Source organism: Streptomyces sp. SID13726 (genome assembly GCF_010548375.1).
GTDB lineage: Bacteria > Actinomycetota > Actinomycetes > Streptomycetales > Streptomycetaceae > Streptomyces.
Window position 1 is genome coordinate 463,990 of the sequence record NZ_JAAGLY010000007.1, and the last position, 25,285, is coordinate 489,274.

A 25,285-nucleotide genomic window follows, 5' to 3' on the forward strand; every position below is an offset into this window, starting at 1 on the left:
CCGCCGGGATCGATAAGGCTAACCTAACCTTACCCGGCGTCGAGTGGCCGCAAAAGTGGAGTGGGGCGTGGATCTGATGTGATCCACGCCCCACAGCCGTCTCAAGGACTCACTGGTCCCGGTACATCTCCGCCACGAGGAACGCCAGGTCGAGGGACTGGCTGCGGTTGAGCCGCGGGTCGCAGGCCGTCTCGTAGCGCTGGTGCAGATCGTCGACGAAGATCTCGTCGCCGCCGCCCACGCACTCGGTGACGTCGTCACCGGTGAGCTCGACGTGGATGCCGCCCGGGTGGGTGCCCAGGCCCTTGTGGACCTCGAAGAAGCCCTTGACCTCGTCGAGCACGTCGTCGAAGCGGCGGGTCTTGTGGCCCGAGGCCGCCTCGAAGGTGTTGCCGTGCATCGGGTCGGTCACCCAGGCCACGGTCGCGCCGGAGGCGGTGACCTTCTCGACCAGCTCGGGCAGTTTGTCGCGGACCTTGTCGGCGCCCATACGGACGATGAAGGTCAGCCGGCCGGGCTCGCGGTCGGGGTCGAGGCGCTCGATGTACTGGAGCGCGTCCTCGGCCGTGGTCGTCGGGCCGAGCTTGATCCCGACCGGGTTGCGGATCTTCGAGGCGAACTCGATGTGCGCGCCGTCCAGCTGGCGGGTGCGCTCACCGATCCACACCATGTGCCCGGAGACGTCGTACAGCTGCCCGGTGCGGGAGTCGACCCTGGTCAGCGCCGATTCGTAGTCGAGCAGCAGCGCCTCGTGCGAGGAGTAGAACTCGACGGTCTTGAACTCCTCCGGGTCGGTGCCGCAGGCCCGCATGAAGTTCAACGCGCTGTCGATCTCCCGCGCGAGCTGCTCGTAGCGCTGGCCCGACGGGGACGACTTCACGAAGTCCTGGTTCCAGGCGTGCACCTGGCGCAGGTCGGCGTAGCCGCCGGTGGTGAAGGCGCGGACCAGGTTGAGCGTGGAGGCGGACGCGTTGTACATCCGCTTCAGGCGCTCGGGGTCCGGGACGCGGGACTTCTCGTCGAAGGCGAAGCCGTTGACCGAGTCGCCGCGGTACGTCGGCAGGGTCACGCCGTCGCGGGTCTCGGTGCCCTTGGAACGCGGCTTGGAGTACTGGCCGGCGATCCGGCCGACCTTCACGACCGGCACGGAGGCGGCGTACGTCAGCACGGCGCCCATCTGGAGCAGCGTCTTGAGCTTGTTGCGAATGTGGTCGGCCGACACCGCGTCGAAGGCCTCGGCGCAGTCGCCGCCCTGGAGGAGGAACGCCTCTCCCTTGGCGACGGCCGCCATCCGGGCGCGCAGCTGGTCGCACTCGCCCGCGAAGACGAGCGGCGGATACGACTCGAGGTCCGCAACGACTGCGCGCAGAGCCTCGGTGTCGGGGTACTCGGGCTGCTGCGCCGCGGGCAGGTCTCGCCAGGTGTTGCCAGCGCTCGCGCTGGTCTTAGCGTTCACGGTCACGACGTCAACATTACGGGGTCGTGTCATGGCTCCAGCGCCATGCCCATCAAGTGAGACACCGGAAACACTCCCCGGACATGGGGTAATGTGCCGCCCATGTTCGCGCATTCGACCCAGAACTGGTGGTGGACCGCTCATCCGGCGGCCCACTGACTGCGCGTACGCAAGACTTCGCGAAGGCCGCCCGAGGGGCGGCCTTCGGCGTTTCCGGGGTCGTTCCTCACCGCATCGACAGAAGACGGACGAGGAACCATGGACCTGACCCGACTGCCCGACGACGACCGCCCGTTCGCCCTGCTCCGCCGCCGCACCCCCGGCCACGACGAGAACACCGTCGAGGTGTTCCTGGGCCCCGTCACGGCCTACGACCGCCTCGCCGACCTCCCCGACGAGGGCCTGGCGCTCGTGCCCTACCGCCAGATCCGCGAACGCGGCTTCGACGTACGGGACGACGGGACGCCGTTGGCGGTGCTGACCCCCGAGGAGTCGTACACCGTCCCGCTCGCCACGGCGCTACGGCAGCTGCCCGCCCACGACGTCCGGGTCGAGAACGGCGCCTTCGACGTGGCCGACGACGAATACGCGGAGATCGTCGGGCGTGTCCTGCACGAGGAGATCGGGAGCGGCGAGGGCGCGAACTTCGTGATCCGGCGGACGTACGAGGGCGGGATCCCGGGGTTCTCCCGCGCGGACGCCCTCGCCCTGTTCCGGCGGCTCCTGGAGGGCGAGCGCGGCGCGTACTGGACCTTCGTCGTCCACACCGGGGAGCGCACCCTGGTCGGCGCGAGCCCCGAGGTGCACGTCCGGATGTCCGGCGGGACCGTCGTCATGAACCCGATCAGCGGGACGTACCGCTATCCGGCCGAGGGCCCCACCCCGGAGCACCTGCTCGACTTCCTCGCCGACGGCAAGGAGATCGAGGAGCTGTCGATGGTCGTCGACGAGGAGCTCAAGATGATGTGCACGGTCGGCGACATGGGCGGGGTGGTGATCGGACCCCGGCTCAAGGAGATGGCCCACCTCGCGCACACCGAGTACGAGCTGCGCGGGAAGTCCTCGCTGGATGTCAGGGAGGTGCTCAAGGAGACCATGTTCGCGGCGACTGTCACCGGTTCGCCCGTGCAGAACGCCTGCCGGGTCATCGAACGGCACGAGGTCGGCGGGCGCGGCTACTACGCCGGTGCGCTCGCCCTGCTCGGCAGGGACTCCGGCGGCGCGCAGACCCTGGACTCCCCCATCCTCATCCGCACCGCGGACATCGACGCGGACGGCCGCCTCAAGGTGCCCGTCGGCGCGACCCTCGTGCGCGGCTCGGACCCGGTGAGCGAGGTCGCGGAGACCCACGCGAAGGCGGCGGGGGTGCTGGCGGCTCTCGGCGTACGACCGTCCCGGCCCCGTACGGAGGAGCACGCGCGCGTGAGTCTCGCCGACGATCCACGCGTGCGTGCCGCGCTGGACGGTCGCCGCACCCACCTGGCGCCGTTCTGGCTGCGGATGCAGGAGCTGTCGTACGACCTCGAAGGGCACGCCTTCGTGGTCGACGGGGAGGACACCTTCACCTCGATGCTCGCCCACGTGCTGCGGTCGAGCGGCCTGGAGGTGAGCGTGCGGCGCTACGACGAGCCCGGGCTGCGGGAGGCGGTGCTCGCGCACGAGGGGCCGGTCGTGCTCGGTCCCGGGCCCGGTGACCCGTCCGACCTGGACGATCCCAAGATGCGGTTCCTGCGGGAGCTGACCGCCGAGGTGCTCCGCGGGCACCGGCACGGAGTGCTGGGGGTCTGTCTGGGACACGAGCTGATCGCGGCCGAGCTGGGCCTGGAGATCGTACGGAAGGAAGTGCCCTACCAGGGCGCGCAGGTGACGATCGATCTGTTCGGGCGGCCGGAGACGGTCGGCTTCTACAACAGCTTCGTGGCACGCTGCGACGACGAGGAGCTCACCGAACTCGCCGCACACGGGGTCGAGTTGAGCCGGGCCGGCAACGGCGAGGTGCATGCCGTACGCGGGCCCGGGTTCGCCGGCGTGCAGTTCCACCCCGAGTCGGTCCTGACGCTGGACGGCGCCACGGTCGTACGGGAGCTGATCGGTCAGCTGCGGAACACGACCGTGTAGGCGCCCGTCCGCGTCAGCCGAAGAACACCCCCACCTCCTCGTACAGCTCGGGATCCACCGTCTTGAGCTTCGCCGTCGCCTCCGCGATGGGGACCCGCACGATGTCCGTGCCGCGCAGCGCGACCATCTTGCCGAAGTCTCCGTCGCGGACGGCGTCGATGGCGTGCAGGCCGAAGCGGGTGGCGAGCCAGCGGTCGAAGGCGCTGGGGGTGCCGCCGCGCTGGATGTGGCCGAGCACGGTCGTGCGGGCCTCCTTGCCGGTGCGCTTCTCGATCTGCTTGGCCAGCCACTCGCCGACGCCGGACAGGCGCACATGGCCGAAGGAGTCGAGCGACTCGTCCTTGAGGACCACGTCGCCGTCCTTCGGCATGGCGCCCTCGGCGACGACCACGATCGGGGCGTACGACGCCTTGAAGCGGGAGGTGATCCAGGCGCACACCTGGTCGACGTCGAAGCGCTGCTCGGGGATGAGGATGACGTTGGCGCCGCCCGCGAGGCCGGAGTGCAGGGCGATCCAGCCGGCGTGACGGCCCATCACCTCGCAGACCAGGACCCGCATATGGGACTCAGCGGTGGTGTGGAGGCGGTCGATGGCCTCGGTGGCGATGCCGACCGCGGTGTCGAAGCCGAAGGTGTAGTCGGTGGCGGAGAGGTCGTTGTCGATGGTCTTCGGTACGCCGACACAGGGCACGCCGTGCCGGTCGGACAGCTCGGCGGCCACGCCCAGGGTGTCCTCGCCGCCGATCGCGATGAGCGCCTCGACCTCCCGCGCGGCGAGGTTCTCCTTGATGCGCCGGATGCCGTCCTCCTGCTTGAGCGGGTTGGTGCGGGAGGAGCCGAGGATGGTGCCGCCGCGGGGCAGGATGCCGCGCACGGCCGGGATGTCGAGGGGGACGGCGGCGTCCTCCAGTGGACCCCGCCAGCCGTCCCGGAAGCCGGTGAAGTCATAGCCGTACTCCTGAACGCCCTTGCGGACGACGGCCCGGATGACGGCGTTGAGGCCGGGGCAGTCGCCGCCTCCGGTCAGTACTCCGACGCGCATGGACAGTTCCCTTCGCCGCAGGTGCCTGACGAAGGGTCAGTGTGACGCGCGCCTCACTCGTCGTCGAGGCCCCGTTCGATGGCGTACCGGACGAGCTCGACCCTGTTGTGGAGTTGAAGCTTTCCGAGGGTGTTCTGGACGTGGTTCTGGACCGTGCGGTGCGAGATGACCAGGCGTTCGGCGATCTGCTTGTAGCTCAGGCCCTTGGCGACCAGCCGCAGCACCTCGGTCTCGCGCTCGGTGAGCTGCGGGGCCTTGGGCTGGTCGGGGTCGGTGGTGGGCGCCGGGTCGGTGGCCAGGCGGCGGTACTCGCCGAGGACGAGTCCGGCGAGGCCGGGGGTGAAGACGGGGTCGCCGACGGCCGTACGGCGGACCGCGTCCAGGAGCTCCTCGGTGGACGCCGACTTCAGCAGATAGCCGGTCGCGCCGGACTTCACGGCCTCCAGGACGTCGGCGTGCTCACCGCTCGCGGAGAGGACCAGGACGCGCAGGGCCGGGTTGTGGCCGACGAGTTCCTTGCAGACCTGGACGCCGGGCTTCACCGGCAGGTTCAGGTCGAGGACCAGCACGTCGGGTCCGGCGGCCTTGGCCCGGCGTACGGCCTGGTCGCCGTCGCCCGCCGTGGCGACCACGTCGAAGCCGGACTCGGCGAGGTCGCGGGCGACCGCGTCGCGCCACATGGGGTGGTCGTCGACCACCATCACCTTGATCGCGCCCTGGTCACTCATCGCTGTCCTGCCTTCCCCCGGGAGACCTTCGGTACCTTCAGCTCGACCTCCGTGCCCTGACCGGGAGGCGAGATCAGCTCGGCGCTGCCGCCGAGGTCGCGCAGCCGGCCCCGGATCGACAGGGCCACCCCGAGCCGCCCCTCGCCCTCGGCCTGCGCGAGCCGCCCCTCGGGGATGCCGGGTCCGTCGTCCCGTACGGTCACGATCACCTCGTCGGGTTCGTCCTCGACGAGGATCCACGCACGCGCGTGCTCACCGGCGTGCCGGTTCACGTTGTCCAGGGCCGCACCGACAGCTGCGGCCAGCTCGCGCGCGGCCGGCGGGGGCAGCGGGACGGGGGCGCCGGGCTCGACCAGGGAGACCTTCGCGGAGGCGTAGGGGGCGAGCAGGGCGCGCAGGTCGAGCGGGCCGTCGTCGTCCGACTCGTCCGCCACGACGTGTACGACCGCCCCCTGGGCCGCGTCCGCCGACACCCGGGACACGGACGTCAGGCCGCCGGAGACCAGGGTGCGCAGCGCCACCTCCTGCTCGCCGGCCATGCGGCCCAGCTCGGCCGCCTCGCCGCCCATGACCGCGCCCCGGCGCTGCACCATGGCGAGCACCTGGAGGACGCTGTCGTGGATGTCCCGGGCCAGCCGCTCCCGCTCCCGGGTCGCCGCCTCGATCTCCAGGGCGCGGGCCAGGGTGCGCTCGGAGGCGCGGGCGACCTCGACGACGTAGCCGATGGCGATGGAGGCGACCCAGACGAGGATCACGTTGTGGACAGTGTCCCGGGCCGGGTGGCCGCGCTCGAACAGGTTGGCGGCGGCGACCGGCGTGGAGGCGAGCGCGGCCCAGCGCCAGCCGCCCTTGATGGCGAACGCCAGGACGGAACCGGCGGTCCATATCGACGGCAGGGTCGGCCCACCGGTGTCGATGTGGTGCTGGCTGACGACCAGCGGGGTCAGGACGATCCCGGTGAGCGCGATGGTGAGGTCCACGGCGAGGAAGCGCTTGGTGCAGGCCGCCGCGTTCTGGACGCGGGGCAGCGTGGCGAGCGTCCACACGCACAGGACGACGTAGTAGCCGATGGCGATGCCGGGCCGGTCGAACTGGTCGTACTCGGTGGCGAAGAGCCCCACCGCGTACAGCATGGTGAGCACCCGGTACCCGGTCAGGGCACGCCACAGCGGCTGCTCGACCGACATGCGCATGACGCGTTCCTGCTTGGCCATCTCCCCCACCCCCGGCTCGACTGCCGTGTCCCAGGATCCTAGGACGCCGGCTGCTGGGGCTTGTCCTTGTCGGCCTTCGCGACAGCGGCCTTGGCCGCCTTCTCGGCCTTGGCGGCCTCGGAGATCTGCCGCTTGGCCGCCGTCGCGTAGATGTCGACGTACTCCTGGCCGGAGAGCTTCATGATCTCGTACATGACCTCGTCGGTCACCGCGCGCAGCACGAAGCGGTCGTGCTCCATGCCCTGGTAGCGGCTGAAGTCCAGGGGCTCGCCGATGCGGATGCCCGGGCGCATCAGCTTGGGCATGACCTTGCCGGGCGGCTGGATCTTCTCGGTGTCGATCATGGCGACCGGGATGACCGGGGCGCCGCTGGCGAGCGCCACGCGCGCGAGGCCGCCCGGCTTGCCGCGGTAGAGGCGGCCGTCGGGCGAGCGGGTGCCCTCGGGGTAGATCCCGAACAGCTCGCCGCGCTCCAGGACGTCGAGGCCGCTCTTGACCGCGGCCTCGCCCGCGCCGCGCGCGCCGGAGCGGTCCACCGGGAGCTGGCCGACGCCCTTGAAGAAGGCGGCCGTGAGGCGGCCCTTCACACCGGGCGTGGTGAAGTACTCGGCCTTCGCGATGAAGGTGACCTTGCGGTCGAGGACCGCGGGCAGGAAGAAGGAGTCGGAGAAGGAGAGGTGGTTGCTCGCCAGGATGGCGGGGCCCTCGGCGGGAATGTTCTCGAGGCCTTCCACCCAGGGTCTGAAGGCGACCTTCAGCGGCCCTCCGATGGCGACCTTCATCGTGCCGTACAACAACCGAGTGCCTCCTGTGTCTGTCGATCAGACCTTAACCCGGAGCGCTGTCAAACAGCCCGACGGCCCTGGTCGGTGTCAGTGCGGTCGCGTACGGTGAACCCACCTGGACTTGCTCACGCTTCTTTCATGAACAGGAGACCTAGGTGCCGGTCCTCCCCGGAGCCGAGCCGTTCCGCCATGAGGGCGGGGAGGCCGGTGTCCTTCTCTGCCACGGCTTCACCGGTTCCCCCCAGTCGCTGCGTCCCTGGGCTCAGCACCTCGCCGAGCACGGCCTGACGGTCTCGCTGCCGCTGCTGCCCGGCCACGGCACCCGCTGGCAGGACATGGCACTCACCGGCTGGCAGGACTGGTACGCCGAGGTGGACCGCGAGCTGCGCGCCCTCAGCGAGCGCTGCACCTCCGTCTTCGTCGCCGGCCTCTCCATGGGCGGCACCCTCGCCCTCCGCCTGGCCGCCAAGCACGGGGACGCGATCAACGGCGTCGTGGTCGTCAACCCGGCCAACCGCATGCACGGCCTCGCGCCGTACGCCCTTCCGGTGGCCCGTCACTTCGTCCGTACGGCCCCCGGGATCGCCAGCGACATCAAGAAGGAGGGCAGTGTCGAGCTGGGGTACGACAAGGTGCCGCTGCACGCGGCGCACTCCCTGCGCACCTTCTTCCGGCAGGTCGACGGCGAGCTGCCGCAGGTCACCCAGCCGCTCCTCGTGCTGCGCAGCGCCCAGGACCATGTGGTCCCGGCGGCCGACTCCGCGCGCGTGCTGAGCCGGGTGTCCTCGACGGACGTAACTGAGATCGTGCTGGAACAGAGCTACCACGTGGCGACGTTGGACCATGACGCGGAGCGGATTTTCGACGAGAGCCTCGCGTTCATCGGCCGGCACACCACCGGCATCGGCAGTGAAGGGACGGCCGCCCGTGGCTGAGCACGACTCCGACCGCGAAGACCGCGAGGGCCACGAGCCGGAGGAGCAGGGCGTGCCGTTCGACGAGGAGGCCGCGTGGGCGGCCATCGTCGCGGGGTACGGCGAGGAGCCGAAGGATCCGCCGGGCACCAAGCCGTTCAAGTCGGTCGAGGACCTCGCGCTGCTGGAGGCCGAGACCAACGACGAACCGACGGCCACGGACACCGACCGGAAGACCGAGAAGGAGGACAAGCCGGCCAAGCCGCTGGGCGGTTCGGTCTCCTTCGCGCCCGGCGTCGGGCCGCGTGACTACAGCACCGCGGAGCCGTCCGAGGACGACTTCGAGGAGGACGACGAGGGGCACTTCGTGCCGCCGGAGCCGCCGCCGCTGCCCGCCGCCGACACCACCGCGAAGTTCGCCTGGCTGGGCGTGCTGGGCGGCCCGCTCCTGCTGCTGGTCGCGGTGCTGCTCGGCTGGGAGATGACGTGGTGGCTGACCACGGTCGGGATCGGCGGGTTCCTGGGCGGCTTCGTCACCCTGGTGACCCGGATGCGGGCGGACGACGAGGACGACGAGGACCCCGGGCGGGGCGCGGTCGTCTAACTGGCGGGGATTTCGAGGGTGGCCAGGACCGGAAGGTGGTCGGTGGCCGCCCTCAGGTCTGTCTCCGTGATGCCGGGGAGGTCGAGCGGGACCCCGCAGCCGAGCACCTCGATGCCCTTCGTGGCGAAGATCGCGTCGATCCGCTGGTGGGGCTCGGAGTGGGTCCAGGTGTGCTCGCCGCCGGTGGGCCTGGTCGCCCAGCAGTCCTGGAGGTTCGTCGCCAGGCGGGTGAAGGTGCGGCCGGTGGGACGGTCGTTCAGGTCGCCGCCCGCGACGGCGTGCTCCACGCCCATGCCGGCGAGGCGGTCGAGGAGCGCGCCTGCCTGGTCGTAGCGCTCGTCCTTCTGCAGGGAGAGGTGACAGCTCAGTACGCCGAGGCGGGCGCCGGCGATATCGACGACGGCCGTGGCGAAGCCCCTTCGGTGCTGGCCCGGGGTGAGAGGGAGGAGGACGTCCTCCGTACGTTCCACCGTGGCCCGCAGGTTGCAGAGGATGGCCGGTCCTGCCGCTGTGCCGCCGCCGGTGAGGATGACCAGGTTCGAGGCCGAGGCCAGCCTTGCGAGTTTCTTGCGCCAGCGGAAGAAGCGGGGGGCTTCCTGGACGAGGACCAGGTCAGGGGAGCAGGCCTTGATGACTCGGGCCAGGGCGTCTGTGTCGTCTCGCATGGAGCGGATGTTGTAGCTCAGGACTTTGACCGGAACCATGTGGATCAATCTACGCCCAAGGGGCAGGGCGCGAGGATCGTGGGCGACTGCCGGTTCGTCGTGGCTGGTCGCGCAGTTCCCCGCGCCCCTGAAAAATACGATCACCGTTACATGATCGGGTCTGGTTCTCTCGCCAGGTCGGCCGCTCCGACAAGCCCCGCCTCGTTGCCCAGTTGGGCCGCGATGACCTCCGCGACCGGGCGCCAGTTGCCGCCGACCAGCCAGCGCTTGTAGGACTTGCGGATCGGGTCCAGGACCAGTTCGCCCTCGTCGGAGAGGCCGCCGCCGACGATGAAGGCGGAGGGGTCGAAGAGGGAGGCGAGGTCGGCGAGGCCCGCGCCGGCCCAGCGGGCGAGTTCACGGTAGGAGTCGACGGCGACCGGGTCGCCCTGGCGGGCGGCCATGGAGATGTGCTTGCCCTCGATGCCGTCCGGGGAGCCGTCGCCGAGGCCCAGGAGGATCTCGGCGTTCTCCGGGGTCGCGTTGGCGCGCTGCTTGGCGTACCTCACCAGCGCCCGCCCCGACGCGTACTGCTCCCAGCAGCCCTGCGAGCCGCAGCCGCACAGGAGTCCGTCCGGGACCATGCGGATGTGGCCGAACTCCGCCGCGACGCCGAAGTGGCCGCGGCGCAGCTTGTCGCCGATGATGATGCCGCCGCCGAGGCCGGTGCCGAGCGTGATGCAGATGACGTTGCGGTGGCCCTTGCCCGCTCCGAACTTGTACTCGCCCCAGGCGGCCGCGTTGGCGTCGTTCTCCACGACGACCGGAAGGCCGACGCGGGTCTCGACCTTCTCCTTCAACGGCTCGTTGCGCCAGTGGATGTTGGGGGCGAAGTAGACCTCCGAGCGCTGGCGGTTGACGTATCCGGCGGCACCGATGCCCACGCCGACGATCTCGTGCCCGGCGCGCGCGCCCTCCACCGCCGAGGCGATGGCGTCCACGATTCCCTCGGCCGTGCCCGGAGTCGGCACCTTGTGGGTCGAGAGGATGTTGCCTTCCTCATCGACCACGCCGGCCGCGATCTTCGTGCCGCCGATGTCGACGCCGATGGTGAGTCCCATGAATCCCTCAGTTTCGGTCGAGCCCCGCTACGGCCAACCGTACCCGAGGCCCTGCCGTCAGGGGGTTTCAGTCCAAGTCGATGCGCTCGCCGGGACCGGGGTCCTCGCCCTTGTCGCGCAGGGTCTCGTCGCGGCGGCTCCAGCGCTGCTCCTGCGCCTGGACCGCGGAGCGGTACGCGGCGAGGAGTTCACCGCCCGCGGCGGCGAGGTGGTCGAAGACGTCGGGGTTGCGCTCGATGACCGGCTCGACCGCGGCCTTGGCCTGCTGGACGACCTGCTTGACCACCTGTTGCGCGGCCGGACCCGCGACGCCCCCGAGGAGCGGGGACTGGAGACCGGACAGCTTCTCCGCGACGTTGTCGACGAGTTTGCGCAGTTCCTCGGCGGCCGAGCCCGGGGGCGGGCCGTACTGGGCGCGGCGGCGGGCCTTCTCGGCCGCGAGGTCCTCAGCCGTGGCCGTCGCCCACGCGTCGGCGTCGGTCGCCCGTACCTCGTCCGGCGAGTCCGCGGCGTCGCGCGCCTCGCGGTCACCGGCGTCGGACGGGGGGAGCTCTTCGCTCATGACGGACTCCTGACTACGGTTCGTCTCTACGACGTTACCCGAACGGGCGCAGCCGGTTCACGGGGTGCGCGGCCACAGATCGGGGTCCGGCGCGAACCGGATCCGCAGCTCGCCCTCGCGCAGGGCGGCACCGGCGACGGTGCAGCGGCGCAGGGCGGAGGGCAGCGGGACGATCCGGCGGAACTGCCCGGCGGTGACGACGAGTTCGTCGCCGCGCCGGACCAGGTCGAGTTCCTCGCGTATCGCGCCGGGCAGCGGGAGGTGCCACACCAGGACGCCGTCGTCGGCGAGCTGGTCGGCGACGGGCCACGCGACGGCGGAGACCTCGGCGCCGGCCCCCGGGACGGCGAGGGCGGTGAGGTCGTCGGTGCCGCGCGGGTCGTGGCCGAGGTGCGGGACGGTCCGGACGTCGTACGGCTCCTGCCACTCCTCCAGGGCCTTGCGCTGCTGGGCGACGAGGCCGGCGGGCCAGTCCTCCGGTACGACGCGGTTGGCGACGAGGGTGTCCGGGCGCAGGCCCCGCAGGGCGAGGGCGAGGCTCGCGGACCGTACGGCGTCGGCACCGGCGGGGCCGGGTTCCGCGACCAGCCGTACGACGGTCCCCCGGTCGGCGAGCACGGCCTCGACCGCGCCGAGCTCGGTGTCCCAGCGGGCGGCCGTCTCGTACAGCCACTCCGAGGGCATGGGGACACCGGCCAGCCGTCCGAGCACGGGACGCAGACCGGCGGCGGCCTGGCGCTCCGTCGGGAGGAGCCGGCGCAGGTAGCGGCGCAGTTCCTCCGGGAGGGAGAGGAGGGCGAGGGCCTGCGGGACGGGCGGCAGATCGACGACGAGCAGCTCATGCCGTTCGGACAGCGCCGCGTCGCGCAGGGCCCGGAGCAAGGTGAGTTCCTCGGCGCCGGGGAGGGGGGTGACCTCCTCGGGGTCGAGCCGGGAGGCGCCGAGCAGGTCAAGGACGTTGGAGGCGCGTTCCTGGAACCCGGTGAGGTCGTCGCGGAATCCGGCGGTGGCGTCGGGGCGCCAGGCGGTGAGGTTCTCGGAGACCTGGGCGGGGGTCGCGCCTGTCGCCACGCCGAGGACGGTACCGAGGGTGTCGGTGCGGTCGGCGCTGGAGACCTGGGCGGGGGTCGCGCCTGTCGCCACGCCGAGGACGGTACCGAGGGTGTCGGTGCGGTCGGCGCTGAGGACGAGGGTGCGGGTCCCTGCTCGGGCGGCGGTGACCGCGGTGGCGGCGGCGACGGTGGTACGTCCACTGCCGCCGGGACCGGTGATCAGGATGGTGCGCATAGGGGTGAACCGTAACGGACGGCCAGTGCAGTCAGAGCATGCCCAGCTGTACCCACCCAGGGGCGCGGGGAACTGCGCGACCAGCCACAGCGCACCCGCACCCGAAATGCGACCCCTACTGCCCCGACTCCACCCGCTTCTTCAGTCCCGCCAGCGCCCGGTCGATGATGACCTTCTCCGCCTTGCGCTTGATCATCCCCAGCATCGGGATCTTGACGTCGACCGTCAGCAGGTAGGTGACCTCGGTCGACCCCGCGCCCGCCGGCTTCAGCACGTACGAGCCGTCGAGCTGCCGCAGCATCTGGGACTTGACCAGCGTCCAGGAGACCTCGTTGGACCCGGTCCACGTGTAGCCGAGAACCTGGTCGTCCTTGATCGCGCCCGCGTCCATGACGAGACGGACCTGCTCGGCGCGCCCCTGCGCGTCCGTCGCCAGCACCTCCGCCTGCTTCACCTCACCCGTCCAGTCCGGGTAGCGGGCGAAGTCGGCGATCACGGCCATGACGTCGGCCGGCGCAGCTTCGATCGTGATGCTCGAACTGGTGTGTTCCGCCATCGCCGTGGCTCCTCCAGATACGGTCCGCTGAGGAAGGGGGGTACGCACGTCTGTGCAGCGTGAAGGCTACCGCGCGCGGGGACTCACCATTCCAGCGCCCACGGCTTCCCGCTCCCCGCGAAGTGCCCCACGTTCACGCACTCGGTCGCCCCGATCCGCATCCGCCGGGCCAGCGGCTGATGGACGTGCCCGAACAGCGAGTACCGGGGCCGGGTGCGCCGGATCGCCGCCAGCAGCGCCCGGCTCCCCCGCTCGAACCGCCGCGCCACGGTGTCGTAGACCAGCTCCGGCACCTCCGGCGGGATGTGCGTGCACAGCACGTCCACCTCGCCGACGGCCTCGATCTTCGCCGCGTACTCCTCGTCGCTGATCTCGTACGGCGTCCGCATGGGGGTCCTCAGGCCACCGCCGACGAAGCCGAACGTCCACCCGCCGATCTCCACCCGCTCGCCGTCGAGCACGGTCGTACCGGGTCCGGCGTATTCCGGCCACAACGGCGGCATGTCGACATTGCCGTAGGTCGCGTACGTCGGTGTCGGGAACGCCGCGAACATCTCGGCGTACTGCTTGCGCACCGCTTTCTCGATCACCGAGGCCCGGTCGGCGCCGACCCCGCTCCACAGCCGGGCGCCGAGCTCGCGCGCCTCCTCGAAGCGGCGGGCGGTGCGCAGTTCCACGATCAGGTCGGCGTTCTCCACCCCGAACAGGTCGGGGAAGATGCCGCGCGAGTGGTCGGCGTAGTCGAGGAAGAGCACCAGGTCACCGAGGCAGATCAGGGCGTCGGCGCCTTCGCCGGCTCTGGCCAGGTCACGGGCGTTGCCGTGTACGTCACTGACCACATGAACGCGTGTCTTCCGGTTTCCGGCCGGTGTGGGTGCCATGACGATCAAGGGTAGGCCTGTGCGGCATACGTGAACAGTGGCGACCGGACCTGCGGTTACTGGCCAGTCAGTAAGCAGGTGGACTACTGTGCGCTGAAGAACCCCAATCCGTGTGACGCAGCGAACATCTCGCAGGGACCCCCTGTCGAAGAAGCCATACCGGCGGGTAACGTCCGGGCAGTCCAGTCGTGCTCAGGATTTCAACCACTGAATCTCTGAGTACCTGCCCGAGCCTTGGACCGCACCGTCGCATCACACAACGTCGTGGCGCCGGCGCCTTATTAGGAGCAGCAGTCTTGCGCGAGTTCAGCCTTCCGGCTTTGTACGAGGTCCCCGCGGACGGCAATCTCACCGACATCGTCCGGAGAAACGCCGCGCAGCATCCCGACGTCGCCGTCATCGCCCGCAAGGTGGGCGGTCAGTGGCAGGACGTGACGGCCACGACCTTCCTGGCCGAGGTGCACGCCGCCGCCAAGGGGCTCATCGCCTCCGGTGTCCAGCCGGGCGACCGGGTCGGCCTGATGTCGCGCACCCGCTACGAGTGGACGCTGCTCGACTTCGCGATCTGGAGCGCGGGCGCGGTCACCGTGCCGGTGTACGAGACCAGCTCGCCGGAGCAGGTCCAGTGGATCCTGTCCGACTCGGGCGCGACCGCCTGTGTCGTGGAGCTGGACGGACACACCGCGGCCGTCGAGTCGGTGCGCGAGCAGCTGCCCGCCCTGAAGCACGTGTGGCAGATCGAGGGCGGCGGGGTCGAGGAGCTGGGCCGCGCGGGCAAGGACATCAGCGACGCGGCCGTCGAGGAGCGCAGCTCGCTGGCGAAGGCCGACGACCCGGCGACCATCGTGTACACCAGCGGCACCACCGGCCGGCCCAAGGGCTGTGTGCTCACCCACCGCAGCTTCTTCGCCGAGTGCGGCAACATCGTGGAGCGGCTGCGTCCGCTGTTCCGCACGGGCGAGTGCTCGGTGCTGCTGTTCCTGCCGCTCGCTCACGTCTTCGGCCGGCTGGTGCAGATCGCGCCGATGATGGCGCCGATCAAGCTGGGCATGGTCCCGGACATCAAGCACCTCACCGACGAGCTGGCCTCCTTCCGGCCGACGCTGATCCTGGGCGTCCCGCGGGTCTTCGAGAAGGTCTACAACTCGGCGCGCGCCAAGGCGCAGGCGGACGGCAAGGGCAAGATCTTCGACAAGGCCGCCGACACGGCGATCGCGTACAGCAAGGCCCTGGACACCCCGTCGGGCCCGTCCCTCGGTCTGAAGATCAAGTACAAGACCTTCGACAAGCTCGTCTACAGCAAGCTGCGCGCGGTCCTCGGCGGCAAGGGCGAGTACGCCATCTCCGGCGGCGCCCCGCTCGGCGAGCGCCTGGGTCACTTCTTCCGCGGCATCGGCTTCACGGTCCTGGAGGGCTACGGCCTGACCGAGTCCTGTGCCGCGACGGCGTTCAACCCCTGGGACCGCACGAAGATCGGCACCGTCGGGCAGCCGCTGCCGGGCTCGGTGATCCGGATCGCGGACGACGGCGAGGTGCTGCTGCACGGCGAGCACCTGTTCAAGGGGTACTGGAACAACGAGGCCGCGACCGCCGAGGCGCTCACCGACGGCTGGTTCCACACCGGTGACATCGGCACCCTCGACGAGGACGGCTACCTCAGGATCACCGGCCGCAAGAAGGAGATCATCGTCACCGCGGGCGGCAAGAACGTCGCCCCGGCCGTGATCGAGGACCGTATCCGCGCGCACGCGCTGGTCGGTGAGTGCATGGTGGTGGGTGACGGGCGGCCGTTCGTGGGCGCGCTGATCACCATCGACGAGGAGTTCCTGGGCCGTTGGGCCGAGGAACACGGCAAGCCGGCGGGTGCCACCGCGGCGTCGCTGGCCGGGGACGCGGACCTGAACGCGGCGATCCAGGCCGCGGTCGACGACGGCAACGCCGCGGTGTCGAAAGCGGAATCGGTGCGGAAGTTCCGCATTCTGTCCTCCCAGTTCACGGAGGAGTCGGGCCACCTCACGCCGTCCCTGAAGCTCAAGCGCAACGTGGTGGCGAAGGACTACGCGGCCGAGATCGAGGCGATCTACGCGAAGTAGTACGCCTGCTGACGGGGCGTCATGGCGCGGTGTCCTCCACGAGGACCCGCGCCATCGTGCGTTCGGCGAGCGCCGTGATGGTGACGAACGGGTTCACCCCGATGTTGCCGGGGATCAGCGAGCCGTCGGTGACGTAGAGCTTCGAATAGCCCTTCACCCGGCCGTAGTTGTCGGTGGCCTTGCCCAGCACGCAGCCGCCCAGCGGGTGGTAGGTGAAGTCGTCGGCGAAGACCCGGCTCGGGGAGCCGAAGAGGTCGTAGCGGTAGATGGTCGAGTTGGCGGAGTTGATCCGGTCGAAGAGCTTCTTGGCCATGCCGGAGGAGACCGAGCTCTGCGCGCCGCTCCAGTCGAGCCCCAACCCCCCGCTGCCGTACGAGAACTTGGCGCGCTGCGGGTTCTTGGTGATCGCCAGATAGAGGCTCACCCAGTGTTCGAGGCCGGTGGGCAGAGGCGCTATCTCGGCGAAGACGGGGTTGTCGGTGTTGGCCCAGTCGTCGATGCCCATGACCGGCATGGTCGACTGGTTGGCTCCCACGGTGTCCCAGAGGTGGTTGGCCCGCCCGAGCATCACGTTGCCGTTGGGCCCCCAGCCGGCCCCGACGCTCGCGTCCAGCGCCGGGAGCGTGCCCGACTGCCGTGACCGCAGCAGGAGTTCACTGGTGCCGAGGCTGCCGCCGCCGAGGAACAGATAGGTGCAGCCGTACTGCTTGGTCTCGACGACCGCGCCGGTGTAGTCGATGCGTTCGGCGCTCAGCACCCAACTGCCGTCGCTCGCCCGGCTGATGCCGGTGACCTTCTCCATGGTGTGGATGGTGACGTTGCCGGTGCCGAGCGCGGAGGCGAGGTAGGTCTTGTCGAGGCTCTTCTTGCCGTAGTTGTTGCCGTAGATGACCTCCTGTCCGAGGGCGGACTTGGTGGCGGTGCCGGCGGCCTCGCGCTGCATGTAGCCGAAGTCGTAGACGCTGGGCACGAACGTGGTCTTCAGACCGGTGTTGGTGGCGTGCTTCCGGGAGATCCGGGTGAACCGGTACCACTCGGTCGACTCGAACCAGCTGGAGTCGACGGTGTTGACGCCGAGCATGGCGCGGGCGCGCGGGAAGTACGTGGAGTACATCTCCGTGGTGTCGACGCTCGGGAACTGCTCGGCGAACCAGGACTGGAGCGGGGTGACCGCCATCGAGCCGTTGACCAGGGAGCCGCCGCCGACGCCGCGGCCCACGAAGACGGACATGTTGTCGAAGTGCACCCGGTCCAGGACGCCGGGGTAGGGGCTGATGTCCTTGTTGACGACGTCCAGCCACAGGAAGCTGGCCAGCGGCGCCTCGGTGCGGGTGCGGAACCACATGGAACGCTGGTCGGGGTTGGCGGTGTTGCAGAAGACCTTGCCGTCGGGGCCGGTGGTGTTCCAGAGCCGGCCCATCTCCAGGACGAGGGTGCGGATGCCGGCCTGGCCGAGGCGCAGGGCGGCGACGGAGGCGCCGTAGCCGGAGCCGACGACGATGGCGGGTGCGGACTCGACCGCCGCGGGCTCGTCCGCCTGGGCCGACTGGAGCCCGACACGGGTGAAGCCGAGAGTGGCCGCCGTCTGGAGGGCGGCCATACCAAGGATCTGACGTCTCGTCAGCTGATGCTGCATCAGTTTTGCTGTCATGCGCGCAGCATCGGCGGATTATGCGCCTCCGGCTATAGCAACGTCTTCAACTTTTCTGCCAACAAATCCCACCGCCACTTCTCCTCGACCCACTCCCGTCCCCGCTCCCCCATGCGCCTCCGCAGTTCCGCGTCGCCGAGGAGGACGACGATCCGGTCGGCCGCCTCCTCCGGGGAGCCGCCCCGCACGACCCAGCCGGTCTCGCCGTCGAGCACGGCGTCGGGGGCGCCCCCGGAGTCACCCGCGACCACCGGGAGCCCGGTCGCCGAGGCCTCCAGATAGACGATCCCGAGCCCCTCGACGTCGAGTCCGCCCCGCCGGGTCCGGCACGGCATCGCGAAGACGTCCCCGGCGCCGTAGTGCGCGGGCAGTTCGGCCCAGGGAACGGCCCCGGTGAAGCGCACGGAGGCGGCGACCCCGGTCTCCCGGGCGAGCCCGCGCAGCTCCTTCTCGTAGGGCCCGCCGCCGACGATCAGCAGCACCGTGTCCGGCTCGGCGGCCAGGATGCGCGGCATGGCGAGGATGAGCGTGTCCTGTCCCTTGCGCGGCACGAGACGCGACACACAGACGACCACCGGCCGGTCCGTCAGCCCCAGCCGCGCCCGCACGGCGTCACCGCCGGACCCGGGGTGGAAGGTCTTCTCGTCGACCCCGGGCGGCAGTTGCACCATCCGCCCGGCGGCCGCGGGGCTCAGCGCGGAGGCGATCCGCGAGCGCGTGTACTCGCCGAGGTAGGTGAGGGTGTCCGTGGCCTCCCCGATCCGCCCCAACAGCTGGCGAGCGGCAGGCAGTTGGGCCCACCCGGCCTCGTGCCCGTGGGTGGTGGCCACCAGCCGCTCGGCGCCCGCCCGCCTGAGCGCCGGTGCCATCAGCCCGAGCGGCGCGGCCGCCCCGAACCACACCGACGTACAGCCGTGCTCCCGCAGCAGCCCGACGGCCCTCCGGGTCGCCCCGGGCGTCGGCAGCAGCATGGTCGTGGCATCGCGTACGACGGTGAAGGGCTGCTCGGCGTCGAAGGCGGCGGTGGCCTCCGCGCCCTCCCGCCCGCGCTTCCAGGTGGACGCATAGACGACCAGCCGCTCGGGGTCGAGCCGCAGCGCCATGTTGTGCAGGAACGCCTGGATGCCACCGGGGCGGGGCGGGAAGTCGTTCGTCACGATCAGGGTCTTGTGCATCGGCGCCGACACTACCGAAGTCCCACCTCACAGCCGCCCGTGACGGTGTTTGTGGCACCCTCACAGGGGAGCGGGACATCATGTTCCCCTCAAGGTCCGCAAGAGAACGACAGGGGATCACGTGGATACGAAGGCCGTGCGGCGGTCCCTGACCGGGCTGCTGCTGACCTGGGGCGTGACCAGGCTGTTGCTCCTGCTGTGGGTCTTCAAGGTGTACGTCTTCCCCGGCCCGGACGTCACCAGTGACGTGTCGGTCATCTACCAGGGCTGGTACGACGTCCTGCGCACCGGAACGTTCCCCCAAGACGATGTGACCTGGCAGTATCCGCCCGCTGCGGCCCTCGCGATCCTCTCCCCCGCGCTGCTGCCCTTCCTGGAGTACACGCAGGCCTTCTTCGTGATGGCCTTCGCCGCGGACCTGGTCGTCATCCTCCTGCTGCTGTACGCGGGGCTGCGTGACGGGCGCCGGCTGCGCGGGGCCTGGGTCTGGGTGGTGGGCGTACCTCTGCTCGGCCCGACCGTCTACTCGCGCTACGACGTGATGGTGACCGCGGTGGCGGTCGCGGCGGTGCTCGCGGCGGCCCGGCACCCCAAGGTGGCGGGGGCCCTGGTGGGCTTCGGGGCCATGCTGAAGGTGTGGCCGGCGCTGATCCTGGTCGGGATCCGCAGGCGGAGCGTCTGGGTCTCGGCGGCGGTGACGGTCGTGGTGGTGGCCGGGACGTTCTCCCTCGCGATGCCCGGGGCGTTCGCCTTCCTGACCTTCCAGCGGGACCGGGGCACCGAGGTGGAGTCACTGGGCTCACTGGTCTTCCACATCGCCCGGCACTACGGCTGGGACGGCACGGTGCTGCTCAACTACGGCTCGGTCGAGTTCATGGGCCCCTGGGTGAACATCGTCAGCACGGCCGCGCTCGCGCTGACCGGTATGGCCTTCGGACTCCTGCTGCTGTGGCGCCTGACGGCCACCCGCTTCCAGGCCCACACGACGGCCGACGCGGCCCTGGTCGCCGTACTCATGTTCACCACCACGAGCCGGGTGATCAGCCCGCAGTACATGGTGTGGCTGATCGGCCTGGCCGCCGCCGCCCTCTGCTTCCGGGCCAGCCGCATGGGCCTCCCGGCCGTCCTCGTCCTGGTGGCGAGCTTCGTGACGGTCCTGGAGTTCCCGATCTGGTTCGCCGAGGTCGTCGGCAGCACCCCCCTCGGCATCACCCTCCTGGTCATCCGCAACACCCTGCTGGTCCTGGCCACGGCAATCGGCATGCGCGAACTCTGGCGCGAAACGACCCCTGAACCGACCCCCGCGCCCCCGGTACCGGATCAGACCCCTGCCCCGACCCAGGAGGCTCCGGCCTCTTCCTGAATCCGGGCCGGGGCCGTCGACCTGCCGGCTCAGCCCAGCTGATCCCGCAGATACCCCCGCCACTCCGCCGTGAAGGTCTTCAGGTCGGTGTCGAGTACCTTTCGCAGGGCCTCCTCGACCGCGCCGGGGCGGGTCTTGTGGGCGCCGACCGAGCGGTAGAAGGCGTCGAGCTTCGTCTCGCTCCAGTGGTCCGCGATCATGCGGCAGGCCATCCAGCCGCCCTCGTAGGCCAGCGCGAGATCGGTGGCGCTGCCGGCGAAGCCGAACTGTTTGTCGGTCGGGAGGTGTTCCGGCAGGTCGCCTGCCGCGACGGCCTCGGAGAGTTCGGGGGCGGCCTCGGCGGGGGTGCGGGCGGTGCCTCGGTAGCCGACCCAGTCCGCGTAGCCCTCGGACAGCCACAGCGGGGTCGCGGCGGTGGTGTCGGTGCGGGTGGCGACATGGGTGGTCTCGTGGGTGAGCACGACCTGCTTGCCCAGGGCGCCGAGAAGGCCGTACGCGTCGGGGTTGACGATGATCCGGTCCGCGGGCGCCTGCGCCGGGGCGCCGGTCTCGCCGGTGGTGACGGCAGCGATCCCCCGGTACGAGGAGGCGGGCGAACCGAGCAGGCCCGCCATGCCGTCCAGCGACTTCGGCACCAGCACGACGACGTGCCGGGACCACTCGGTGCCCCAGGCGTCCGAGACCGCCGGAACCGCGCGGTCGGCCAGGTCCGCGAAGGAGTGCAGCCGCTCGCCGGACTGCCCGACCCCCAGGACGAGACTGTGCGCCCCGCGCACCACGGTCACGTCACCCTGGTCCCACAGCTGCTGCGGGGCCTTCTCCGCGGGCTTCTCGGCGACGACGTACCACTGGCCGGACGCGTCCAGGGACAGGTCCAGGGTGCGGGCGACGGTGACGGGGGCCTGGTCGTAGCCCTGGACCTGGTAGCGGAGTTCGGCGTCGGCGGTGGCCGTGGCGCCGTCCCGGTGCACGCCGGTGACCCGGTAGGACCAGGAGGCGAGCGGGACGGCGTCGAGGTCGTCCCACCAGCGCGCCGTACCGGTCTCGGCTACCGCCGCCCTGTCCCGGTCGAGGACCGCGGCGGCCCGCCGGTCCAGGACCCGCTGGACGTCGGCCTTCGCGGTGTCGGCCGCCGTCGGTCTCCCGCCGCAGCCCACCAGCGCGGCGAGCAGCAGGCACAGCACCACGACACCGTGCTTCGACGCCCGCCCACGACCAGCCATGTCTTCAGATCGTACGGGGTCACGGGCCCCCGGTCAGGGCCGCGTGACCGTCGCCCCCGGCATCATGCCCACCGGGTCGTAGCGCACCGGCGCCCCGGGGTAGGGGGCGTGGACGACCTGGCCGTTGCCGACGTACATGCCGACGTGGCTGGCGTCGCCCCGGTAGGTGACCAGGTCGCCCGGCTGGGCCTGGGAGAGCGGGACCTGGCGGCCGGCGTAGCGCTGGGCCTGCGAGGTGCGCGGCAGGGAGACCCCGGCCTGCGCGTACGACCACTGCATCAGGCCCGAGCAGTCGAAGCCGTTGGGACCGTTGGCGCCCCACACGTACGGCTTGCCGATCGCGGACCGGGCCGCGGCCACCGCGGCGGCGGCCCGGCCCGAGGGCGCCACCGCGCCGCTGAGGTCGGGCATCTCGGCGCGGCCCGAGCGGGAGGCCCGGTCGTAGGCGGCGCGTTCGTCGTCCGGCAGGGCGTTGAGCAGTTCGCGCGCCTTGGCGAGCTTGTGCTCGACGGTCCGCTTGTGGGAGGCGACGGCCTTGCGGCTCCGCTCCAGCTCGCCGAGCTTGCGGGCCGCCTCGGAGCGCTCCTGGGCGAGTTCGCGCATGGCCTCCTGGAGGTCCTTGAGCTCATCCGCCTGCTGGGCGTTGATCCGGTCGAGGACGGCGGCCTTGTCGAGGTAGTCGTCCGGGTCGTCGGAGAACAGCAGTGCGAGCGACGGGTCGAGGCCGCCGGACCGGTACTGGGCGCCGGCCAGCGAACCGAGCGTCTCCCGCATGGAGTTGATGCGCTCCTGCTGCCGGGCGATGTCGTCCTGTGCGCTGCCGACCTCCTCGCGCAGCGCGTCGGCGCTCTCGTCGGCCTTGTTGTAGGCCTCGGTGGCCTGCTCGGCCTGCTCGTAGAGACGGTCCACCTCGGCCCTGGTGTCGTCGGACGGGGCGGCGCTCGCCGGTACGGCGCCGAGCGCGGCGGCGGCCGCGGACAGCACGCACAGGGCGGCACCGGCGCCCCGGTTGAACCCGGACGTCTGGACAAGGCGGCGATGGGACCCCACGGGAAGCCGCGCTCCTTCCGCTGGCGGACAGAGACTTCCCCGGCGAGGGGGAAACGCGGCCGACAGTAGCCCCGGGACAGGGGCGTATCCAACGACCCCCGCGGACACACAACGTGACGCCCCGCCTATGACGCAGGTCATGGGCGGGGCGTGGAGTCAGTTGAAGTTGTCGTGATTCGCCCGTTCGGGCGGTGTGGCGCGGTGACTCAGATCCGCACGCCGAACTGGAACGGCATGTTGTTGATCGACTCGTAGCGCACGACGGTGCCGGTGCGGGGCGCGTGGATGACCTGGCCGTTGCCCGCGTACAGGGCGACGTGGTGGAGGTCGCCGTAGAAGATGACCAGGTCGCCGACCTTGAGGTCGCTCATGCTGTAGATCCGGGTACCGGCGTTGGCCTGGGCCTGCGAGGTGCGCGGGATGGTGATGCCGGCCTGCGCGTAGGCCCAGGAGGTCAGGCCCGAGCAGTCGTAGGAGGCGGTGCCGGTGGCGCCGTAGACATACGGCTTGCCGAGCTGGGTCTGGGCGGCGTTGAAGGCGGCCTGGGCCCGGGCGGAGGACGCCGGGGAGTCACCGAGGTCCACGCGCTCACTGGCGGAGCGGCTGGCGCGGGCGTCGGCGGCGGCGAGGGAGGCCTTCTCGGCGGCGGTCAGCGTGTTGAGGAGCTTCTGCGCCTCGGCGAGCTTGCCCTGAACGGCCTTCTTCTGCTTGGCCAGTTCGGTGCGGGTGCTCGAGAGGTCCTTGAGCTTCTCGGAGGCCTCGGCGCGGTCCTGGGCCAGCTCGCGCTGCTTCTCCTGGATCTTCTTCAGCGCCTCGACCTGCTGGGAGCTGAGCTGGTCCGCGGTGGAGGCCTTGTCCAGGTAGTCGTCGGGGTTCGACGACAGGAAGAGCTGGAGCGAGGAGTCTATGGAGCCGGTGCGGTACTGCGCGGCGGCCGCGAGGCCCATGGAGTCCCGGAGTTCGTTCAGGTCGTCCTGGCCGCGGGCCACGTCGTCCTGGATGGTGGAGATCTCCTTCTGGAGCTTCTCCTGCTTCTCCTTGGCGCCGTTGAGCTTCTCGGTGGCCTGCTCGGCCTGCTCGTAGAGCGCGTCGACCTTCGCCTTGACCTCGTCCTTGCTGGGCTTCTCGCTCGGCGCCGCGTTGGCGGCGTTGGCGCTGAGGGCTACGGCGGCAGCAGCTGCGGTGGTGAGCACGGTCACGCGCGTGCGGCTCGGCTGCTTGGGTCGACGGTGGGACGCCACGGAGGTGAACTCCTTCTTTTGAGTGATCACCCGCTCGGAGGTTCGAGCCAAGACCCTAGTGACCTTCCCGTGATCAGTTCAAATCCTCAGGAGCAAAATCTCGTCACGCCATGCATTCTTTACACACAACTCACATGCAGTGATGCTCACTTGACACTACGTTGCGTGACGATACGCCCAATTGGGACAATAAACCTGGGCTTTGATGTTTAGGACAGGCGCTTCAGAAGCACCGCGGAAGCGACCGGCCTGGCCCCCGCCTTGGCGATGCCGTCGGCGACCTCGCGGTCGGTCGAGGCGACGATGACGGGCCGGCCCGGAGGCTCCGCGCGCACCAGCCGCCGGATCAACTCGTCGGCGGTGACGCCCGGTTTGGAGAACAGGACCCTGACGCCACGCGGCGGCGCGAGCAGCACCGGCGCGGCGAGCTCGGCCCCGTCGAAGACACAGGTGACCTCGGCGCCGGTCTGCGCGGCGAGCTGGGAGAGCTGGCCGAGCAGCCGCAGGCGCTGCTTCTCCAGCGGCATCTGGGGATAGCCGGTCTTGGTGACGTTGTAGCCGTCGACCACCAAGTGCGCCTGAGGCAGGGCCAGCAGCTGGTCCAGGATCGCCGGGTCGTTCTCGGACAGGGCGCGCGCCGCGATGTCCTTCGGGGTCATGCGGCCCGGTTCGACCGCGTCGACGGTCTCGGCGGGCCGTACGGAGACAGGCGGCAACGCCAGCTCCCGGCGCAGCCCCTGGGCCGCGTCCAGCACGGTGTCGAGCAGCAGCCGCACCCGCATGTCCTCCACGCTGCGTCCCTCACGGGCCGCCCGGCGCGTGGCCTCCAGCGCGGCCTCCGCCTCCCCGAGACGCGCCTTCAGACGCCGGCTCTCGCTCTCGGCGGCGGACACCTGGGCCTGCCCCTCGGTGCGTACGGTGTCCATCTCGCCCTGGATCTTGCGCAGGGCCGCCTCGCCGCGCTTGACGTCACTGTGTGCCGCGCGCAGCTTGCGGTGAAGCGATTCGGCTTCCTTCTTGGCCGATTCCAGCTCGGTGCGCAACCGCTCGGTCTCGGTGCGCGTCTGGTCACGGGCGGCGGCGAGCTCCTCGCGCAGCCGCTCCAGCTCGGCGCGGCTCTCCTCGTCGGCCCGCTCGGCGTCCGCGCGCTGGGCCTCCTCGCCGGCCGCGGTGACCAGCTTGACCCAGCCGGTGGGCCGTAGCACATAGGCCGCGGCCGCCACATCGAGCGGGTCCGCGGCCGGGGGCGGTGCACCGGAGTCGAGGGCGCCGGCCAGCTCCGGCTGGACCTCTCTGAACTTCTCCCCGATCCGCTGCCGGAACAGCGGGTCGGTCTCCAGCGCGGCGGCCATCGCGTTGCCCGCGAACTTGGCCCGCCGGTTGGGGGCGAAGCGCGCGTACTGCCGCAGCTGGGCGGGGAGTTCGCCGACGGTCAGCCCGCCGAAGCCCTCCGAGACGATGTGCACGACCCGGCGCCGCACGCCGTCGGGCAGCGGACGGTCGAGCACCTCGGCGGCGCCGTCGCCCGGCCCCCCGCCTTGTGTCTCCACCATCCGTCACACCCCACTCACTGTGCG

At 70.8% G+C, this 25,285-nt stretch carries 22 protein-coding genes; 5 read left to right on the forward strand and 17 right to left on the reverse strand.

The window, feature by feature from the left end:
• Window positions 1-109 precede the first annotated feature (109 nt).
• Window positions 110-1,462, reverse strand: coding sequence for a 3-deoxy-7-phosphoheptulonate synthase class II (locus G3I78_RS21825; protein ID WP_164427100.1), 1,353 nt, complete (start codon window positions 1,460-1,462; stop codon window positions 110-112).
• A gap of 252 nt (window positions 1,463-1,714) precedes the next feature.
• Here G3I78_RS21825 and G3I78_RS21835 point away from each other — a divergent pair, with 252 nt between their 5' ends.
• Window positions 1,715-3,574: an anthranilate synthase family protein gene (locus G3I78_RS21835; RefSeq protein ID WP_164427102.1), complete on the forward strand. Its 1,860-nt coding sequence runs from the start codon at window positions 1,715-1,717 to the stop codon at window positions 3,572-3,574.
• A gap of 13 nt (window positions 3,575-3,587) precedes the next feature.
• Here the strand turns inward: G3I78_RS21835 and G3I78_RS21840 are convergent, their stop codons facing one another.
• The 4 genes from G3I78_RS21840 to G3I78_RS21855 are packed head-to-tail and all read right to left on the reverse strand — an operon-like array spanning window position 3,588 to window position 7,352.
• Window positions 3,588-4,616 (reverse strand): 6-phosphofructokinase, encoded by a 1,029-nt coding sequence (locus G3I78_RS21840; RefSeq protein ID WP_164427104.1) that lies wholly within the window; start codon window positions 4,614-4,616, stop codon window positions 3,588-3,590.
• Window positions 4,617-4,669: 53 nt separating this feature from the next.
• Window positions 4,670-5,344, reverse strand: coding sequence for a response regulator transcription factor (locus tag G3I78_RS21845; RefSeq protein WP_164427106.1), 675 nt, complete (start codon window positions 5,342-5,344; stop codon window positions 4,670-4,672).
• Entirely contained in the window at window positions 5,341-6,558 is a 1,218-nt protein-coding gene (locus tag G3I78_RS21850) for a DUF5931 domain-containing protein (RefSeq protein WP_164427108.1), read from the reverse strand. The genes G3I78_RS21845 and G3I78_RS21850 overlap by 4 nt, the downstream gene beginning before the upstream one ends.
• 38 nt (window positions 6,559-6,596) lie before the next feature.
• Complete coding sequence (locus G3I78_RS21855; RefSeq protein WP_164427262.1) at window positions 6,597-7,352, reverse strand: lysophospholipid acyltransferase family protein; 756 nt, start codon at window positions 7,350-7,352, stop codon at window positions 6,597-6,599.
• Window positions 7,353-7,498: 146 nt separating this feature from the next.
• On the opposite strand from G3I78_RS21855, the gene G3I78_RS21860 reads away from it, so the two are divergent.
• Window positions 7,499-8,278 (forward strand): alpha/beta fold hydrolase, encoded by a 780-nt coding sequence (locus G3I78_RS21860; protein ID WP_164427110.1) that lies wholly within the window; start codon window positions 7,499-7,501, stop codon window positions 8,276-8,278.
• On the forward strand, window positions 8,271-8,861 hold the full coding sequence (locus G3I78_RS21865; protein WP_164427112.1) for a hypothetical protein: 591 nt from the start codon (window positions 8,271-8,273) through the stop codon (window positions 8,859-8,861). Before G3I78_RS21860 ends, G3I78_RS21865 begins: the two co-directional genes overlap by 8 nt.
• Here G3I78_RS21865 and G3I78_RS21870 read toward each other — a convergent pair.
• The 6 genes from G3I78_RS21870 to G3I78_RS21895 form a co-directional block, all read right to left on the reverse strand.
• Complete coding sequence (locus G3I78_RS21870) at window positions 8,858-9,565, reverse strand: endonuclease/exonuclease/phosphatase family protein (RefSeq protein WP_164427114.1); 708 nt, start codon at window positions 9,563-9,565, stop codon at window positions 8,858-8,860. The two genes, G3I78_RS21865 and G3I78_RS21870, sit on opposite strands and share 4 nt — an antisense overlap.
• A gap of 107 nt (window positions 9,566-9,672) precedes the next feature.
• On the reverse strand, window positions 9,673-10,626 hold the full coding sequence (locus G3I78_RS21875) for an ROK family glucokinase (protein WP_164427116.1): 954 nt from the start codon (window positions 10,624-10,626) through the stop codon (window positions 9,673-9,675).
• Window positions 10,627-10,693: 67 nt separating this feature from the next.
• Window positions 10,694-11,188: a DUF5304 family protein gene (locus tag G3I78_RS21880; protein WP_164427118.1), complete on the reverse strand. Its 495-nt coding sequence runs from the start codon at window positions 11,186-11,188 to the stop codon at window positions 10,694-10,696.
• A 57-nt stretch (window positions 11,189-11,245) separates the two neighbouring features.
• A complete protein-coding gene (locus tag G3I78_RS21885) occupies window positions 11,246-12,475 on the reverse strand; it encodes an ArsA family ATPase (RefSeq protein WP_164427120.1) in 1,230 nt (409 codons plus the stop codon).
• A gap of 115 nt (window positions 12,476-12,590) precedes the next feature.
• Window positions 12,591-13,031, reverse strand: a complete 441-nt coding sequence (locus G3I78_RS21890) for an SRPBCC family protein (RefSeq protein ID WP_164427122.1) — start codon at window positions 13,029-13,031, stop codon at window positions 12,591-12,593.
• An 83-nt stretch (window positions 13,032-13,114) separates the two neighbouring features.
• The gene (locus tag G3I78_RS21895) at window positions 13,115-13,870 is read right to left on the reverse strand and encodes a metallophosphoesterase (RefSeq protein ID WP_164427263.1); all 756 of its coding nucleotides are present in this window, start codon (window positions 13,868-13,870) and stop codon (window positions 13,115-13,117) included.
• A 338-nt stretch (window positions 13,871-14,208) separates the two neighbouring features.
• Here G3I78_RS21895 and G3I78_RS21900 point away from each other — a divergent pair, with 338 nt between their 5' ends.
• On the forward strand, window positions 14,209-16,005 hold the full coding sequence (locus tag G3I78_RS21900; protein WP_164427124.1) for an AMP-dependent synthetase/ligase: 1,797 nt from the start codon (window positions 14,209-14,211) through the stop codon (window positions 16,003-16,005).
• Window positions 16,006-16,024: 19 nt separating this feature from the next.
• Here G3I78_RS21900 and G3I78_RS21905 read toward each other — a convergent pair whose 3' ends face one another.
• Entirely contained in the window at window positions 16,025-17,605 is a 1,581-nt protein-coding gene (locus tag G3I78_RS21905; protein WP_164427265.1) for a GMC oxidoreductase, read from the reverse strand.
• Between the two features lie 83 nt (window positions 17,606-17,688).
• Window positions 17,689-18,831 carry a glycosyltransferase family 4 protein gene (locus G3I78_RS21910; RefSeq protein WP_164427126.1) on the reverse strand — a complete coding sequence of 381 codons (1,143 nt, stop codon included), beginning with the start codon at window positions 18,829-18,831 and terminating at the stop codon, window positions 17,689-17,691.
• Window positions 18,832-18,952: 121 nt separating this feature from the next.
• Here G3I78_RS21910 and G3I78_RS21915 point away from each other — a divergent pair, with 121 nt between their 5' ends.
• On the forward strand, window positions 18,953-20,194 hold the full coding sequence (locus G3I78_RS21915; protein ID WP_164427128.1) for a glycosyltransferase family 87 protein: 1,242 nt from the start codon (window positions 18,953-18,955) through the stop codon (window positions 20,192-20,194).
• A gap of 29 nt (window positions 20,195-20,223) precedes the next feature.
• On the opposite strand, the gene G3I78_RS21920 is transcribed toward G3I78_RS21915, so the two are convergent.
• The 4 genes from G3I78_RS21920 to G3I78_RS21935 all read right to left on the reverse strand — a co-directional run bounded on the left by G3I78_RS21920 (window position 20,224) and on the right by G3I78_RS21935 (window position 25,261).
• On the reverse strand, window positions 20,224-21,417 hold the full coding sequence (locus G3I78_RS21920; protein ID WP_164427131.1) for a hypothetical protein: 1,194 nt from the start codon (window positions 21,415-21,417) through the stop codon (window positions 20,224-20,226).
• Between the two features lie 33 nt (window positions 21,418-21,450).
• On the reverse strand, window positions 21,451-22,467 hold the full coding sequence (locus G3I78_RS21925) for an NlpC/P60 family protein (RefSeq protein ID WP_164427133.1): 1,017 nt from the start codon (window positions 22,465-22,467) through the stop codon (window positions 21,451-21,453).
• Between the two features lie 206 nt (window positions 22,468-22,673).
• Window positions 22,674-23,708 (reverse strand): C40 family peptidase, encoded by a 1,035-nt coding sequence (locus tag G3I78_RS21930; RefSeq protein WP_164427135.1) that lies wholly within the window; start codon window positions 23,706-23,708, stop codon window positions 22,674-22,676.
• Between the two features lie 209 nt (window positions 23,709-23,917).
• Complete coding sequence (locus G3I78_RS21935; protein ID WP_164427137.1) at window positions 23,918-25,261, reverse strand: NYN domain-containing protein; 1,344 nt, start codon at window positions 25,259-25,261, stop codon at window positions 23,918-23,920.
• Window positions 25,262-25,285 lie beyond the last annotated feature (24 nt).

Excerpts from the sequence above, each read along its gene's own strand:
- G3I78_RS21835 (WP_164427102.1), top strand. The coding sequence starts at position 1,715 with ATGGACCTGACCCGACTGCCCGACGACGACCGCCCGTTCGCCCTGCTC.
- G3I78_RS21840 (WP_164427104.1), bottom strand. The coding sequence starts at position 4,616 with ATGCGCGTCGGAGTACTGACCGGAGGCGGCGACTGCCCCGGCCTCAAC.
- G3I78_RS21845 (WP_164427106.1), bottom strand. The coding sequence starts at position 5,344 with ATGAGTGACCAGGGCGCGATCAAGGTGATGGTGGTCGACGACCACCCC.
- G3I78_RS21850 (WP_164427108.1), bottom strand. The coding sequence starts at position 6,558 with ATGGCCAAGCAGGAACGCGTCATGCGCATGTCGGTCGAGCAGCCGCTG.
- G3I78_RS21870 (WP_164427114.1), bottom strand. The coding sequence starts at position 9,565 with ATGGTTCCGGTCAAAGTCCTGAGCTACAACATCCGCTCCATGCGAGAC.
- G3I78_RS21875 (WP_164427116.1), bottom strand. The coding sequence starts at position 10,626 with ATGGGACTCACCATCGGCGTCGACATCGGCGGCACGAAGATCGCGGCC.
- G3I78_RS21880 (WP_164427118.1), bottom strand. The coding sequence starts at position 11,188 with ATGAGCGAAGAGCTCCCCCCGTCCGACGCCGGTGACCGCGAGGCGCGC.
- G3I78_RS21885 (WP_164427120.1), bottom strand. The coding sequence starts at position 12,475 with ATGCGCACCATCCTGATCACCGGTCCCGGCGGCAGTGGACGTACCACC.
- G3I78_RS21890 (WP_164427122.1), bottom strand. The coding sequence starts at position 13,031 with ATGGCGGAACACACCAGTTCGAGCATCACGATCGAAGCTGCGCCGGCC.
- G3I78_RS21905 (WP_164427265.1), bottom strand. The coding sequence starts at position 17,605 with ATGGCCGCCCTCCAGACGGCGGCCACTCTCGGCTTCACCCGTGTCGGG.
- G3I78_RS21910 (WP_164427126.1), bottom strand. The coding sequence starts at position 18,831 with ATGCACAAGACCCTGATCGTGACGAACGACTTCCCGCCCCGCCCCGGT.
- G3I78_RS21920 (WP_164427131.1), bottom strand. The coding sequence starts at position 21,417 with ATGGCTGGTCGTGGGCGGGCGTCGAAGCACGGTGTCGTGGTGCTGTGC.
- G3I78_RS21935 (WP_164427137.1), bottom strand. The coding sequence starts at position 25,261 with ATGGTGGAGACACAAGGCGGGGGGCCGGGCGACGGCGCCGCCGAGGTG.